Genomic DNA, 15,448 nt, shown 5'->3' with positions numbered 1-15,448 from the left:
GCGAAGCGAGCAAGTCCATCGGGCAGAATCGCCCAGGACGAACTCGTCGGCGCTGCGTCGACGGTCGAAACCGGCGTCGGTTGGCGAGCGCTAGATGGCAGTTAGTTGTACTCCCGCCAGCGGTGACCGCACTCGGTACACTTGAAAAACCGCGTCGGCGGCTCGTCGGCGGAGGCCGTCTGCTTGAGCGTGTACCACGCCTCTTCGTTGCCACACTCCTCACAGCGGACGTCCGTCGCTTTCGGCTTCCCCTCGAAGTTCGCGTCTTCGTCCGACTCGATTACGTCGTCCTCGCTCTGTTCTTCCGTGGTGACGAAGTCGGCCTCGCGATCGCGATCGCGCTCGATCGAGGCACCGCAGTCGGCGTTCGTACAGACCATGCGGTCCCCCTCGGCTTTCATCATCGAACCGCATTCGTCGCAAAACTGCATATCTCGAGGTAGGGCGTCGGTGGTCAAAAGCGCCCGGCTTCGGTTTCGGCTCCCGGAACCGTCGCGTCCCACCGGATTCGATCCTATCTGCCGTCGTGACCTGCTGGGCGACCGACGCAAACACCATCAGTAGCCGGCGGCGAGAGGATGATCTCGCCCTCGAGTCCGCACGACTCGAGTGCCGACCGGGCCATCGCGCGCGCTTCCTCGGCGTGGGCCACGTCGGTCACGCCGTAGACTGCCGGCCCCCACGAGGACTGGCCGACGCCACAGAGGACGGGGCAGTGCTCGAGGTACTCGACGAGTTCGCCCGCGGGCGGGCGGAACACGCCACCCTGGGCGTCGGTGTACCAGACGCCGTTCTTTCGGCCGATCTCGCCGATCGCGTCGCCGAACGCCTCGAGTCGGCCCTCGGCGGCCGCCGGCAGGAGGTTGCGCGTGAGCACGCCCGCGATCTCGTCAGCGACGGTGGGGTCGGCGCGTTCGATCACCGACCGGATGCTCGCGTCCTCGTCGTCGCCGCTCCGGCCGGGTTCGGCGTCCGGGATCACGACGAGAAATCGCCACTCGTCGGGCAGGTCGTGGCGGGCGACGACCGCCGGCACCGTCCAGTCACCGTCGGCCGGCCGGTCGGTCGTGAACCGTCCCGTCGGGTGGCCCGCGTCGACGACGAACCCGCCCGCTTCGAACGTCGCGACGCCGACGCCGCTTCGACCGCCGCGTCCGAGGGCGGGTGCACGTTCGCGAACACGGGCCTCGAGTCCGTGCGCGTGGGCGGTCGCGGCGAGAACCGCGAGCGCGAGTTGCGTCCCGCTGCCGAGACCGACGTGACGCGGAAGCTGTCGCTCGAGCGAGAGGCCGACGCCCGACACCTCGAGGATGTCGACCGCCCGTCGTGCGTACTCGCGGGCGAGCGGGTCGTCGGCGGTGACGCTGTCTGCGGGTTCGGCGACGACGGTCACCCGAGGCTCCTCGAGGCCGACGCCGATGCCGCCGTAGAGTCGTTCGCGGGCCAGCGAGAGGTTCTGGAAGCCGAAGTGGAGTCGCGCGCCCGCGCTGACGATCGCCATACGCGGCGTTGGGGATCGGACGGCAAGGGGATTTCGACGGTGGCAACGAACGACGACGTCGATCACGCCGCCGTCCCATCGCAACGCTTGACCCGGTGGAGCAACTTATACCGACTCGAGCGAACAACTGACTATGAGCGAAGACGAGCAGTTCGATTACGGAAAAGAGGACCGCTTGCGGAGCCGCGAGGTCACGGAAGGGGCCGAGAAGGCACCACACCGGGCGATGTTCCGGGCGATGGATTTCGACGACGAGGACTTCGGCTCGCCGATGATCGGCGTTTCGAACCCGGCAGCCGACATCACACCGTGTAACGTCCACCTGGACGACGTCGCCGAGCCCGCGGTCGATGGGATCAACGGGGCTGGCGGGATGCCAATCGAGTTCGGGACGATCACTATCTCCGATGCCATTTCGATGGGGACCGAGGGGATGAAGGCCTCGCTGATCTCCCGGGAGTTGATCGCCGACTCCGTCGAACTGGTCTCCTTTGGCGAGCGTATGGACGGGCTGGTCACTATCGGCGGCTGTGACAAGAACATGCCCGGAATGATGATGGCTTCGATCCGGACGGACCTCCCCAGCGTCTTCCTCTATGGCGGCTCGATCATGCCCGGCCAGTACGAGGGAGAGGACGTCACGATCGTCGACGTCTTCGAGGGCGTCGGCTCCTACGGCACTGGCGAGATGGCCGCCGAGGAACTCGACGAACTCGAGCGCAACGCCTGTCCCGGCCCGGGCTCGTGTGGCGGGATGTTCACTGCGAACACGATGTCTTCGATCGCCGAGGCGCTGGGGCTTGCCCCGCTGGGGAGCGCCTCCCCCCCTGCCGTAGACGAGGAGCGTTACGAGGTCGCCCGCCGGGCCGGCGAACTCGCCGTCGAGGTCGTCGAAGCGGATCGGCGTCCCTCGGACATCCTCACCCGGAAATCCTTCGAGAACGCGATCGCGCTCCAGACTGCCATCGGTGGTTCGACCAACGCGGTGCTCCACCTGCTCGCACTCGCTCGCGAGGCAGACGTCGACCTCGAGATCGAGGACTTCGACGAGGTCTCCCGCCGGACGCCCAAGATCGCCCACCTCTCGCCCGGCGGCAGCCACGTGATGAACGACCTCCACGAGGTCGGCGGTGTGCCCGTCGTGATCCGGCGACTGCTCGAGGCCGACCTGCTCCACGGTGACGCGATGACCGTGACGGGCCGAACGCTCGAGGAGGAACTCGAGACGCTCGACCTCCCCGACAACGAGGAGATCGAGGCCGACTTCCTCTATCCCGTCGACGACCCGAAAGAGGAGGAGGGTGCGATCAAGATCCTCTCGGGCAACCTCGCACCCGACGGCGCGGTCCTCAAGGTCACTGGCGACGACAAGTTCTACCACGAAGGCCCGGCACGGATCTTCGAGAACGAGGAAACCGCGATGCGCTACGTCCAGGAGGGACACATCGAGAGCGGCGACGTCATCGTCATCCGCAACGAAGGCCCACGGGGCGGCCCCGGTATGCGCGAGATGCTCGGCGTCACCGCCGCAGTGGTCGGTGCCGGCCACGAGGACGACGTCGCACTGATCACCGACGGCCGCTTCTCTGGCGGGACCCGCGGTCCGATGATCGGCCACGTCGCCCCCGAAGCGTTCGTCGGCGGTCCGATCGGACTGCTTGAGGACGGCGACACGATCACGGTCGACGTTCCCGAGCGGACGCTCGAGGTCGACGTCGACGACGACGAACTCGAGGCACGCCGCGAGGAGTGGGACGAACCCGAACCGGCGTACGAGAGCGGCGTCCTCGCGAAGTACGGCCGTGACTTCGACTCGGCGGCCAACGGGGCTGTGACGAATCCCGGCGTGAAACGAGACTAGGTCTCGCTGCGTTTTCGAATCGCTGTGGACGCCGCGCTCGGTCGATAGATGGGACTTCGATCAGTGGGCGGCGGTCGAACCAGCGACAGAATCGACAAACGTGGCTTTGTTCGCACTAGTCGTTTAGTGGCCCTGAATTCTGTACTGTCGGGAGATTCCAGTTGTACGTAACCGCGGTTAATCGAGTCACGACAGTCACTACCGCACACACGACAGCAGCCGTGCTCTCAGCCGCACCCAGCGTTCCCACTACCCAGTATGCACTCCCACCGAGGACCGCACAACTCGCATAAAAATCCTCGAAGAGGATGAACGGGGCTCGATCGAGAAGAATATCTGCAAACGCACCCCCTCCGACGGCGTTGATCGTCGCAATCGCAACGACACCAAATGCTGACACACCTGCTTCCGTTGCGACGATAGCACCAGTCGTAGCGAAGGCAGCCAGTCCGATAGCGTCCGCGACAAGCGTGATTGGATGTGTATCTGGAGACGACAACCCGACGCTTAGTGCGATCGCTAAACCAACTCCGAATAGCCCCAGACTGATTTCAATCGGAGACTGGAGTGCTAACGGAACTCGTGTCACGAGTAGATCGCGGGTTGCTCCACCGGCAAACGCCATCGACAGTCCGACGATAGTAATCCCGAATACGTCGAACTCCTCACGGACCGCCTTCGACGAGCCGACGAGTGCGAACGCAACCAGGCCGATCGTGTTCATAATCGCGAATGGGTCGCCAAATAGGATCGCGACGAAGTCCTGACTCACTGCTCTCGAGTACGAGAGCGAGTCTCTTGAGTGCCACGTATATTTCGTAGCGCCAGAACGTGTCCTGGCTGGTAGCAGCCGAATTTGCCAGCCCGCACACGACCATCCCACGTTCGCACCTGCCAGTAGTCGCCGCTCGAGTTCACCGAGCCGTCACGCTCGCTCGCCAGGGACGCCGACACGGTCGACGAACGCTGGACCCGACATCGCACACCGGTAGGCCGGTTTGAACATCATGTTCGCACCGCCCTCCCGGACCGACCAGGCCGACGCCACGTCGTCCCGGAGGTAGTACTGTGCCCGCTCGTTCCCTTCTCTGACGTAGTACTCGCTGAGCCGAATCGGATCGCGATCGAACAGCCCTCCCGGTTCCGTCCCGTCGACGATGACGACCGTCTTGTCCTCGAGGTACAGCCGTCCGTCTCGAGCGCGCTTTGCGTGGGCGTTCTCTGCGTGGCGCTCGAGAATTCGTTCGCGATCGGCTCGCGGCGTCTCCGGCGTGATCGTCGCTACCTCGGCGACGGTGAAGTAGCCAATCAGGTACCGGTGTGCCCGGTCGCCACCCTGCCGACGCAGTCCCGCGTAGAAGCCGACGACGTCGCCGGATTCGAGTTCGCGCAGTCGGGAGACGTAGCCGCTCGTTCGATGCTCGCCGTAGGTCAGCGCCTCGAAGTTCGGATCGTGGTGGAGCGGCCAGGACTCGAGGGCCTCACCCGTAAGCGTCGTCTCGCCGTCGTGGATCGGCTGTGGACTGATCCGGGTCGTCAGGTCGGCAGCGACGCCGTCGTCGTACCGAAGCGACCACGACCCCAGCGTCTCGGTCTCTCGAGTCTCGCGGGTCTTCTCCGGAATCGGGACGTACTCGAAGGTGCCGTCGTCGTACAGCGGTGCGAGCGCACCGACGTTGGTGCTGTCGGCACCGATTCCGGCGAGGACGACCGTCATGCGTGTACTCGTCGGTGGACCTGATTTAAAGTACCTGATTGGCGGCCACAGATCGCGTCTCGCGACTGCTCGACCACGAGTCGGGCCGACCGACGTGTTGAAAATACCAGCACCGAACCCAACTGGCTCCAGGACGACGTAACCATATGACGTATCAAACGACTGTTGGGTGGTCGCTCATCACCTCGGGTATCGTCACGCTCCTTCTCGCGTACCTCCCGGGCGATTCGATGTGGTGGGGTATCGGACTCTTGCTGGTGGGAATCGCGGTGTTCGTGGGTCGACGGTAGTCGGCCGCTCGAGCCATCGCCTCGAACGACTTCCCTCGTGCTGGACACGTGCTGGTGGACGCCTCGAGCAGCGACTACCCTTTTCCTTCCCGGATAGTCTTTATAATACTCAGTGATGAGCAAGTGGCTGTAATGTCCGGAAATCGTGACACGACGATCAGCGACACCGAATCGCGATCCGGTTTCGACCTGTCGACCGAACGCGACCGCTCCGCCCCGCTTTCGATCACCGTCCTCGGGTCTGGAGCGTCGTCGTTCGGGAACGGCCGGGCGAACGCCGGCCACGTCGTCCACGTCGACGGCGACCCGCGGTTCCTGCTGGACGCAGGCGGCGGAATCGGCGCTCGACTCGCCGAGGCTGGCATCGATCTGACGGCTCTCGAAGCCGTGTTTATCGGCCACCTGCACATCGACCACACCGCAGACCTCCCGGCGGTCGTCAAGGCGACCTACCAGCAGGGACGCGACCGCCCGCTGTCGGTCTACGGTCCGACGGGAACCGACGACTACCCCGGCGTCGAGACGTTCGTCTCGCGGCTGTTCGATCCCGAATCGGGCGCGTACAACTACCTCGAGAGCTTTCTCGATCGCTACAAGGGAAGTCAGCTGGCGGTCGAACCGAACGAGGTCGACGCGACGATCGGCAAGCACGACGAGGCGTCCCAGATATACGACGGGGACGTCACTGTCGAGGCGATTCCCGAAACCCACGGTGAGATACCGACGCTCGCCTATCGGTTCGACTACGACGGAACGTCGATCACTTTCAGCGGCGACACGTCACTCGAGACGGGGAACCTCCGGCGGCTCGCGTCGGGAACGGACCTCCTCGTGCACAACCGGATCATCGACGCCCACGCCGATCCCGACGAACCGAAAACGGCCCTCCACTCGTACGCCGAGGACATCGGCGCGAGTGCGAGCGCGGCCGACGCCGGTGCGCTCGTCCTCTCACACGTCAGCCAGGACGACGACGCCGCGATCGAAGCCGAGATGGAACGCGTACGCCGGGAGTACGACGGCCCGATCGCCACCGTGTGTGACCTGGTGAGGGTGACGCCGGACGGCCAGATCGCCGGCGTCGATCCAGTGGCCAACGACGTCCTCGTCCAGGAGTGAGGGCGGGTGCGTCGGCCCCGTCGTCCTCGTTCAGGGTCGCAAACTGGTCCGGCCACGACGGCTACGACCCGCCACGGCCCGCGAACTCGAGGACGTCGACGGGATCGGCGGGCGTCTCGACCGACGAGTTCCGCGATCGATACTCACGGTTTCCGACCGAGAGTCGAATCGTATCCGTTATCTGTTGTTGTCCCCGAAGACGGGTGTGACTACCTCCGAATCTCTCTCCGAGGACGGTGAAGCGTTGATAAGCCGTGGATACCGGATTACCGTCGACGAGGGCCGCGACTCGTTCTTTGCGATCTGTCTCGAAGAGCCGGGCAGTGAGACGGCGTGGATCATGTCGGACACCGTTCGAACGCTAGAAGACATGCGGTGATACTACTGGACGACGCGCGTACTGGACGACACGCGTTACAATTCAGTTGCAATTCGTACTCTCTCGAGACGGATCTTCAGGGAGCTGTGATCGTATACTTATTTATTACTGTGAGTAAAACAGGAACGTATGGCAGTCAGTCGGTGGCGTCCACGGGCGACGCTCGGACTCGAGCTGGTCTTCAGCGTCGCCCCCGGACTGCTCGTCGGCACGCTCGTCTTCGGCGCGGTGCTCTACGCGACTGACCGAATCGAGGCGGTGGCACAGGTGTACTCTCTCGAGGGCGTCGTCGCCAGCTGGCTGGTCGTCGTCACATACAGTCTCACCCTCGGCGTGTTGTACGCCGCAATGCTGCTATTCGTGGGCCGTGCCGACGATGGACTCCTCGCCGCGCTCAACATCGACTTTCACGATCCGATCGCCGGCGCAATCTGGGGTGGCCTGTTCTCGTTCGTCGTCTGGCTCGGCGTCGTCGAACTCGCGCCTCCGGTCGCGACGGCTGTGATCGACGGGGGGTCGTGGTCGCTTCCGTCTGTCGACTGGATCGTACTGCTTGGTGCCGTCCTGTTCGGTCTCCTGCTCGGCGGTGGCTATCCTCTCGTGCGAGACGTCGTCTCGTAACGACCCGTCATCCCGTTCGTCTCGACGGTTTCGGTCGATCGGGGATTCTCTCGTTCGATACGTCCGAGTCTGAGCCAGCACTCGAGAGAGCGGTCGCAAACGCCGTCACCGACTGGAGATCAGCTGTCCGCCTACGACAGAAAGAGAAACCTCTTAGAAAATAAAAGAAAGTGTGAAAGTGGTCGAAACTAATACGGTTGGGTATGCAACTCGAGGTGATCGGTGTCGGGGGTGCGGGCTGTCGCATCGTCGACGCGATCTACAGCGACACGTGGGATGGGTCGGCCGTCGAGGCATTCGCGTTCGACACCGATTCCAAAAGCCTGCGCGAGTGCACCGCCATTCCAGCAGATCACCGGTACCAGTACGCAGACCGCGACGGCGGTCTCTACGGTGACCTCGGTCGGGGCGTCGAACTCGGCAAGCAGTACGCCGAAGAATTGAGCAACAAACTCGTCCGGGGACAGCCGTCGCTCGCAGACGCGTTTCTCGTCGTCGTCGGCCTCGGTGGCGCGACCGGCGGCGGGGCAGCCCCCGCACTCGTCAGGGAACTGCAGATCCTCTACGACGCGCCGGTCTACGTCCTCGCGACGCTGCCTGCGACCGACACGGACAGCGACCCCAGCGCACCACTGGCGACCGACGAGTCGCGTGAGTTCGACTCCAGTGAGTCTCCGTCCCCCGTGATGGCGAACGCAACCCGGACACTGGAGTTGCTCGACGGGCTCGCGACTGCCGTCATCTGTTTCGACAACGCAGCGTGGCTTCGCACTGGCGAGTCACTGGCCGAGGGTCGCACGCGACTAAACCAGGCCCTCGCCACGCACGTCGCGACCCTGTTCACTATCGTCGGCGACGATGGCGAGGCGACGGCCGAGACTGCAATCGACACGAACGACCTCGAGCGCATCCTTGGGGCCGAGACCGACGTCGTCACCCTCGGCTTCGCGGAACAGCACGTCGAAACTGACGGCGACGACGAGACCGACGTCGGCTCGCGACTCAAGGCCCGACTCTTCTCGTCGAAGTCAAGCGACGAACCGAGCGTCGACCGGACGACGGCGATTCGCGCCGTCGAGACCGCGATCCGGAAAGCCGCCCACGGCAAACACACGCTCGAGCGCGAACCCGAGAACGCCGACCGGGCGCTGCTGGTCGTCGGCGGACCGCCGGCGTGGCTCAACCGGCAGGCGATCGCCGACGGCCGGCGCGATCTCGAGTCGACGATCGGATCGACTCAGGTCCTCGGCGGCGATGCGCCGAGACCGGACGACGACGCCGTGTTCGCGCTGGTCGTGCTCGCCGGCGTCGGCCCGATCGCACGTCTCGAGGAACTGGTCGCGGTGGGGAGCTCCTGACGGCAGTACGTTCCGGAGGGAGCGGCTGGAAATCCCCTCTCTGGATTCGTTCCCGTAGCCAAACGCCGTGCGGTCGCGACGATCGTCGGTGGAGTGCGGTGCCGGTCTCGGGCCGTGGTAGGCCGTGAAAAGAAGGGTTCATAATCCGATGGTGACAGCGTCTGTATATGACCTCGTGGAAGCGAGATTTGGCCAGGGGAGTCGTCGTCCTCGGCCCCATTCTCGTCTCACTCTACGTGATCTACAGGCTCTATGCCCTCGTCGCTGGTCTCGCTCCGGGACTCATCATGAACCCCGACGCGCTCGAACCGTTGATCTCGGGCGAGAGCGAACGGGCCATACGGACCCGCGAGCAGGTCACGCAGTTTCTCCGCGTCGTGGTGACGCTGACCGTCTTCACCAGTCTCACGCTCTCGATGGGGTATCTCATGCGGACGACGATCGGCGACCTCCTCGAGCGTGTCTTCGACGACATCGCGAACAGCATCCCCGGCTTGCGCGTGGTCTACAACGCCTCGAAGATGGCTACCAAGACCGCTTTGGGCGACCAGGAGTCGCTACAAGAGCCAGTCAAAATCGAAACGTGGGAGGGACTTCGCATGACGGCATTCAAAACTGGCAGGCAGACCGAGGACGGTCAGGAATTGCTCTTCTTGCCGACCTCGCCGAATATCTCGTCGGGATTCGTCGTCGCCGTCGAGTCCGACGAGATGACCGAACTCGACGAGACCGTCGAAGAGGCGCTGACTCGCGTTCTGAGCGGTGGTTTCGGCGACGTCGAACGAAATCGGCAGATCGATGCTGGTGTTTCGATCGACGTGGTGGACGACCGGAACGCGAAGGGAGACGACGATTGACTGGCCTCTCCGAGACACGCTCTCGTGGACCTCCACGGCGAGCCGGGCCGAACGCACACAAGTTGGGTGTCCGACATATTGATGACGATGCACGATGTACGCCCGGGGGATGTCAGGTATCGCGGGGTCTATCTCGAAGACGGAGGCGGTCAACTTCCTCGCCAGACAGGGCCACGGCGTCCTCTCGCTGGCCAGAGAGAACGATGGCTACGGTTTCCCGATTTCGGTCGCCTACGACGCCGAGCAGTCGCGCTATATCGTCCACCTCGCGATGGCGGATGACTCCCGAAAGCAGGCGTTCGTCGAGGCGAGCCAGGCCGTCACCATCACGAGCTACGACTTCGACGAGGACGACCAGTGGCAAAGCGCCGTCGTCACCGGCTCACTACGTCCCCTCTCGGACGAGGCAGTCGCGAAGCGAGCCGCCGCGGTGTTTTTCAGCCAGGCCGCTGATGCGGACGCGAGCGTCCGTCGATCGTCGACCGGGCCGAAGACCAGATGGTACGCACTCGAGATCGACGACGTTAGCGGGCGAAAGCGAACGAGCGGCGACGAGGACGTCGTACTCGACCACCGCCCGAAAAACGGGTTCGAAGACGAGGTGTTCACGCCGACTGACAACGTCTAGCGGTATCGCCCAGCAAACCGGATACTGCGTCGACCACCGTCCCTAGAGCGAGGAAGATCAGACCGATCAGCAGACACCGAAACGTACCGCCGGGGAACCCGCACCGACAGTGCCGACGAATTCGAGTGGAGTGGAATGCGTCGCAGATCGAGTGACGAGCGCGCAGGTTGCGGCCGTGATGGTCGCTGGCGACGACGTCGCTGCTGCGGCGTCCGCCGACTCGGCGTCCGTCTCGTACTGTCGGTCGTGGTAAACTCGTACTCTGCAGTCGTCGTCTCGACGCGTTAGTCGAAGCCGATCAGGTCGCCAGGGGTGGATCGATCGCTCGAGCAGTGACGGAATCGCCCGCACGGAGCTGCTCGGTTGCGCCGGATCGACCGGCGTGTCGTGAGTGAGACGTCCCACATCCTGCCAGGAACACCTTTGGTGGTGGACACGGACGTCTGAGTGAATGACCGGCGCCGACGATTCGGTCTACTACGTGATCAGCGATCTCCACATCGGCGGCGACGAGCAACTCGAGCGCGTCGACTTCATAGAGGAGTTACTCGAGTTTCTCGAGCGGCTGGAAGCGACCGACGAAGACGCGGAACTGATCATCAACGGCGACGCGTTCGGCCTCTGGGAGTTTACCGAACTCGAGGGGTTAGAGAAGTTCGACGTCCTGGTCGAGAAGTACGGGAGGCTGTTCGACCAGTTCCGTGCGACGGGCGAGTCGATCCCGATCACGTTGCTGCCGGGCAACCACGATCACGAACTCGCTGCCTACGACGAGTACGTCGACCGGTTCGCCGAGTACAACGTCGACCTCGTCCAGGCCGAGTCGATCACCCGGCTGGTGGGCGACCGCACGATCTGGTTCGAACACGGCCACCAGCGAGACCCCAACAACCGGATCGAGGACTTCGGCAATCCACACGCGACGCCGCTTGGGTACTTCTACAACACGGAAGTGACGAGTCGAGCGGGCCGGCTGTCCGACCGGGGGCGGTACAACTGGCTGAAAGACGTACAGGCGGTGACGCCCACCGAGCGAATGCCCAACTGGCTCGTCTCGAAGTACTTCTACCGCGAGATGAACCCCTTCCTGCGGTACGCAACGGTCCCGTTCCTGTTTCTATTCAATGTCAGCGTCGTCTTCGCCGTTCTCGCGGGGCTCGATCTGGCCGGGATCTGGTCGATGCCGGTCGAGACGGCCGACGCGTTCCTCGCCAGGTTCGGCCTGGCCGGGGCGGCCGTCCACCTGCTGCTCACGATCAACGTGGCGATCGTCGGGCTGTTGGTGCTCGTCGCGATCCCGCTGTCGTTTTTCCTCCGCGACATCAGGGAGACGATCGATCGGTTCGGGATCGGCGAGACGAACCTCACGGTCGATCCCGACGAGCCGTACAGGGAAGCCGCCCGCGAGGTCTTTGCCGATCGTCCGGAGACGGCGATCTTTTGCTACGGACACACGCACCGTCCGAAGGAACTGGAAGTCGACGACAGACTGCTCGTCAACACGGGCACCTGGCTGAAGCGTCTCCACCGTCGAAACGTCGTCGCCGGACGACTCCCGCCGGTCTACTACCCGTCGTATCAGCTGTGTGTCGTCCGCATCGCGTCGAACGACGAGGGCGTCGTGGTCGAGTACGAAGAGATCGAGAAATCGAGTCCGGTCGCGGACGAACTCACCCTCACCGAACGACTGCTCACCCTCGGTCGGGAACCGACGCCCGAACTCCCCGACCGAGCGGTCGTCGCAGACGAGGTGAACCGACCCACGGTCGACGCACTCGAGTGACCTCGCCCGTGCCGAGTGGCTCTTCGCCAGCCGCAATTCTATCAAAATAGTTTTCAATACGCTTATATATTGTATGGAAAAATATATTGTCGCTCGGTATCACCATCGGATATGAACGTCATCGACGACCTGCTCGACCGAATTTTCGACACGACGGACGACGAAGAGCGCGGATACGAGATCGAAGTCGTCGAAGAGTAGCGACGAAACTCACACGCGAGAACTCGAGTTCCCGATCACCGACGATATCGCTCGAGGACGTCACCCGTGCGCTCGGCGACGGTGCCGCCCAGTCGGTCCCGGACGGTCCCGAGCAGGCCGTTGGGGACGAACAGCACGAACAGCACGAAGACGATTCCGAGGTACAGCGGGGCGCGGCCGTCGACGACCGAGTTGATCACGTCGGCGAACGTGACGCCGCCGACGTCGGTCGTCAGCAGGCCTTCGGGAACCGTCTCCCGGAGATAGGTCGCGATCCCGTCGTCTTCCGTCGAGAGGACGTCGCCGAGCCACTCGTGGAAGACGGTGCCGTACAGCGGTCCGGCGAGAGTGCCGATGCCGCCGACGATCGTGACGATCAGGGCGTCCGCCGTCACGAGGAAGAAGTACGTGCTCTCGGGGGAGACCGAGCGCGAGTAGCCGGCGAACAGCGCTCCCGCGATGCCGGCGAAGAAGGCGCTCATGGCGAACGCACCCATCTTGATCCGGAAGACGTCGTAGCCGACGGCTTCGGCGCGTTCTTCGTTCTCTCGGACGGCGATCATCGCCTTGCCGAACGGCGAGTGGATGATCCGCTGCATCGCGAAGTAACAGACGACGACCACGAGCGCGAGCGCGTAGTAGGAGGTCATCGTCGCGGAGACGTCGAAACCGGTCCCGAGAACGTTCTCGAAGCTGTCGCCGGTGAGACGACCGACCGCGAGGCCGAGCGAGTCGACGTAGGGGACGCCGATCTCGAGGGCCCCGCCGTCGACGGTCGCGCCCTCGCTCGGGTTCGGGCTGACGTACCCCCAGTTGCGCACGAGTTCGTACAGCACCTGCGCGAACCCGAGCGTGATCATCGCGAAGTAGACGCCGGTCAGCCGGAACGAGACGGCACCCATGGCGAGTGCGAGGACGCCCGCGAGGACCGCACCGAGCAGCATCGTGAGGACGAACGGCATGTCGGCGGGGACGCCCGGAATCTTGCCGTTCGTCGCGAGCACGACGGCGTACGCGCCCGTCCCGTAGAAGGCGGCGTGGCCGAACGAGAGATAACCGGTGTAGCCGCTGACGAAGTCGAAGCTCATCGCGAACAGACCGAGGTACAGGACCGCGATCATAAACGTCAGTCCGGGCAGGAACGCCGCGGCCTCCGAGGCGAGCGGCGATCGACCCAGGAGGTCGTAGACGACGGGATAGACGAGGAAGGCGACGATCACGAGGCCGTGGGCGACGTGGTCGCGGGCGTAGTCGTAGAGCCAGCCCTCGTCGGTTCGCGTCCGGTCGCTCTGGTCGGTCTCCTCGACCTCGAGCGGCCGCTCGCTCGAGTCGGCCACCGCGTCGGTGCCGCCGTCGGTTTCCCCGGGCGTTCCCGTCCCGTCGCGACTCGAGCTAATGGCCGCCCACCTCCTCGACGCCGTACAGTCCCTGCGGACGGACGATCAGCACGACCACGAGCAGGAGGAAGACCGTCACTTCGGGCAGGCCGGAGAAGGTGACGATACCGGTGTTGAACAGCCACGTGGTAAACGAGTCGGCGACACCGACGACGACGGCAGCCACGAGCGTTCCCTTGAACGAGCCGAGACCACCGATGATGACGACGACGAAAGCGTAGAGCAACACGTCGATGTTCAAGAGCACGCTCGCTCCCCACAGCGGGTCCCACATGAGCAAGACGCCGCCGACGGCCGCGAGCCCAGTGCCGAGCCCGAAGACGACGGTGAACGCCTTCCGAACGTCGATACCGAGTGCCTCGACCATCTCCGAGTCCTCGCTGCCCGCGCGGATGTACAGCCCGTAGAGCGTCCGCGTGAGAAAGAGCCAGACTGCGACCGCGACCAGGACGCCGAGGACGATCTCGAAGACGTAGAACCCCCTGACGTTCGCGCCGAGGACGTCGTACTGGGTCTCCAGGAATCCCGGGAGCGTTCCTCGCGCTTTCAGCCACGGCGGCTCGGGCTGGACGCCCCGAAGCGTGGCGGCGATTCGCGTTCCTTCCTCCAGGATCAGTCCGATACCGAACGTCATCAGGATCTGGTAGGTCGGCGTCCGGTCGTAGATCGGACGCACGAGCGTCACCTCGAGTGCGCCACCGACGACGGTCATGACGGCGAAGACGACCGCCGCGACGACGACGAAGAAGGCGATCGACGTGATCGGGCCGGCACCGCCGGCCAGCGCGAGGACCACGAGGATGCCGCCGAGGTAGGAACCGAGCATCGCGAACGCGCCGTGGGCGAAGTTGAGCACGCCCATCAGCCCGAACACGAGCGTCAGGCCGACGGCGATGATAAAGTACACGGCGGCCTTGCCGAGTCCCTCGACGACGAGTCGGGCGAACGTACTCGGCTGGAAGAACCGTCCGAGGGCGTCGGTTAGCAACGCCACGTCGGGGACGGCGGCCGCCAGCGCGACGACGTCACCCGTCATGCCGACAGATACCTCCGGATGCGTTCGTCGTCGGCGCTTACGTCCGCTGTCGACCCCGACTCGACGACCGTCCCGTGATCGAGCAGATAGAAGCGATCCGCGAGGTCCATCGCCAGCGGGAAGTTCTGCTCGACGAGGATCATCGTGGTCTCTGCCGACGCCTCGCGCAGCGCCTCGACGACCTGGTCGACGATCATCGGTGCCAGCCCCTCGCTGGGTTCGTCGACGAGCAGGAGGTCGTTGTCGCCGACCATGCCGCGGGCGATCGCGAGCATCTGCTGCTGGCCGCCGCTCAAGTTCCGCGCCTCTTTCTCGCGAAAGCGCTCGAGGGCGGGAAAGAGTTCGAAGACGTACTCCCGGAGCGCGTCGAAGTCCTGGTCGGGCCGGACGGCGACGCGGACGTTCTCCTCGACGGTGAGGTAGCCGAACGTCCGTCGCTCTTCTGGTACCCAGCCGACGCCGCGGTCGGCGACCTCGTGGGTGTGTTCGCCGATGACGTCCTCGCCGCGGAAGCGAACGACGCCCTCCCGCGGCGGCGTCAACTGCAGGATCGACCGCAGCGTCGTCGTCTTGCCGACGCCGTTGCGACCGACGAGTGCGACGATCTCGCCCTCCTCGACTGCGAGGTCGACTCCCTGCAGGACGTGACTCTCGTCGTAGTAGGTGTGGACGCCCTCGAGTTCGAGCAGCGTCACGGATC

16 protein-coding genes are annotated in these 15,448 nt (G+C 64.4%); 9 read left to right on the top strand and 7 right to left on the bottom strand.

Annotation, left to right across the window (positions count from 1 at the left end; all coding sequences use genetic code 11):
• Positions 1-101 precede the first annotated feature (101 nt).
• Positions 102-431 carry a transcription factor S gene (locus MU558_RS17340; protein ID WP_246969871.1) on the bottom strand — a complete coding sequence of 110 codons (330 nt, stop codon included), beginning with the start codon at positions 429-431 and terminating at the stop codon, positions 102-104.
• A gap of 83 nt (positions 432-514) precedes the next feature.
• The gene (locus tag MU558_RS17335) at positions 515-1,501 is read right to left on the bottom strand and encodes a beta-ribofuranosylaminobenzene 5'-phosphate synthase family protein (protein WP_246969868.1); all 987 of its coding nucleotides are present in this window, start codon (positions 1,499-1,501) and stop codon (positions 515-517) included.
• A gap of 133 nt (positions 1,502-1,634) precedes the next feature.
• Here MU558_RS17335 and ilvD point away from each other — a divergent pair, with 133 nt between their 5' ends.
• Complete coding sequence (gene ilvD / locus MU558_RS17330; protein ID WP_246969865.1) at positions 1,635-3,362, top strand: dihydroxy-acid dehydratase; 1,728 nt, start codon at positions 1,635-1,637, stop codon at positions 3,360-3,362.
• Between the two features lie 115 nt (positions 3,363-3,477).
• Here the strand turns inward: ilvD and MU558_RS17325 are convergent, their stop codons facing one another.
• Together MU558_RS17325 and MU558_RS17320 are read right to left on the bottom strand one after the other, a co-directional pair.
• Positions 3,478-4,134, bottom strand: coding sequence for a trimeric intracellular cation channel family protein (locus MU558_RS17325; RefSeq protein WP_246969862.1), 657 nt, complete (start codon positions 4,132-4,134; stop codon positions 3,478-3,480).
• Positions 4,135-4,287: 153 nt separating this feature from the next.
• Positions 4,288-5,079 (bottom strand): Nmad3 family putative nucleotide modification protein, encoded by a 792-nt coding sequence (locus MU558_RS17320; protein ID WP_246969847.1) that lies wholly within the window; start codon positions 5,077-5,079, stop codon positions 4,288-4,290.
• A gap of 146 nt (positions 5,080-5,225) precedes the next feature.
• Between MU558_RS17320 and MU558_RS17315 the strand changes: the two genes are divergently transcribed.
• From MU558_RS17315 to MU558_RS17280, 8 genes are all read left to right on the top strand, one after another.
• Positions 5,226-5,369 carry a hypothetical protein gene (locus MU558_RS17315; protein WP_246969844.1) on the top strand — a complete coding sequence of 48 codons (144 nt, stop codon included), beginning with the start codon at positions 5,226-5,228 and terminating at the stop codon, positions 5,367-5,369.
• A gap of 132 nt (positions 5,370-5,501) precedes the next feature.
• Entirely contained in the window at positions 5,502-6,488 is a 987-nt protein-coding gene (locus MU558_RS17310; RefSeq protein WP_246969842.1) for an MBL fold metallo-hydrolase, read from the top strand.
• A gap of 205 nt (positions 6,489-6,693) precedes the next feature.
• Positions 6,694-6,867 carry a hypothetical protein gene (locus MU558_RS17305; RefSeq protein WP_246969839.1) on the top strand — a complete coding sequence of 58 codons (174 nt, stop codon included), beginning with the start codon at positions 6,694-6,696 and terminating at the stop codon, positions 6,865-6,867.
• A 129-nt stretch (positions 6,868-6,996) separates the two neighbouring features.
• A complete protein-coding gene (locus tag MU558_RS17300; protein ID WP_246969837.1) occupies positions 6,997-7,488 on the top strand; it encodes a hypothetical protein in 492 nt (163 codons plus the stop codon).
• Positions 7,489-7,691: 203 nt separating this feature from the next.
• Positions 7,692-8,846 (top strand): FtsZ/tubulin family protein, encoded by a 1,155-nt coding sequence (locus tag MU558_RS17295; protein WP_246969834.1) that lies wholly within the window; start codon positions 7,692-7,694, stop codon positions 8,844-8,846.
• A 167-nt stretch (positions 8,847-9,013) separates the two neighbouring features.
• A complete protein-coding gene (locus MU558_RS17290) occupies positions 9,014-9,703 on the top strand; it encodes a DUF502 domain-containing protein (RefSeq protein ID WP_246969831.1) in 690 nt (229 codons plus the stop codon).
• 109 nt (positions 9,704-9,812) lie between these two features.
• On the top strand, positions 9,813-10,331 hold the full coding sequence (locus tag MU558_RS17285; protein WP_246969828.1) for a pyridoxamine 5'-phosphate oxidase family protein: 519 nt from the start codon (positions 9,813-9,815) through the stop codon (positions 10,329-10,331).
• Between the two features lie 451 nt (positions 10,332-10,782).
• On the top strand, positions 10,783-12,114 hold the full coding sequence (locus MU558_RS17280; RefSeq protein ID WP_246969825.1) for a metallophosphoesterase: 1,332 nt from the start codon (positions 10,783-10,785) through the stop codon (positions 12,112-12,114).
• 236 nt (positions 12,115-12,350) lie between these two features.
• On the opposite strand, the gene MU558_RS17275 is transcribed toward MU558_RS17280, so the two are convergent.
• The 3 genes from MU558_RS17275 to MU558_RS17265 form a co-directional block, all read right to left on the bottom strand.
• Positions 12,351-13,535: a branched-chain amino acid ABC transporter permease gene (locus MU558_RS17275; protein ID WP_377071385.1), complete on the bottom strand. Its 1,185-nt coding sequence runs from the start codon at positions 13,533-13,535 to the stop codon at positions 12,351-12,353.
• A 172-nt stretch (positions 13,536-13,707) separates the two neighbouring features.
• Positions 13,708-14,748 carry a branched-chain amino acid ABC transporter permease gene (locus MU558_RS17270; RefSeq protein ID WP_246969819.1) on the bottom strand — a complete coding sequence of 347 codons (1,041 nt, stop codon included), beginning with the start codon at positions 14,746-14,748 and terminating at the stop codon, positions 13,708-13,710.
• A complete protein-coding gene (locus MU558_RS17265) occupies positions 14,745-15,443 on the bottom strand; it encodes an ABC transporter ATP-binding protein (RefSeq protein WP_246969817.1) in 699 nt (232 codons plus the stop codon). The genes MU558_RS17270 and MU558_RS17265 overlap by 4 nt, the downstream gene beginning before the upstream one ends.
• Positions 15,444-15,448: the final 5 nt, after the last annotated feature.

Source organism: Natribaculum luteum, assembly GCF_023008545.1.
In the GTDB taxonomy this organism is placed as follows: domain Archaea; phylum Halobacteriota; class Halobacteria; order Halobacteriales; family Natrialbaceae; genus Natribaculum; species Natribaculum luteum.
This window is presented reverse-complemented; position numbering and strand designations above follow the sequence as displayed.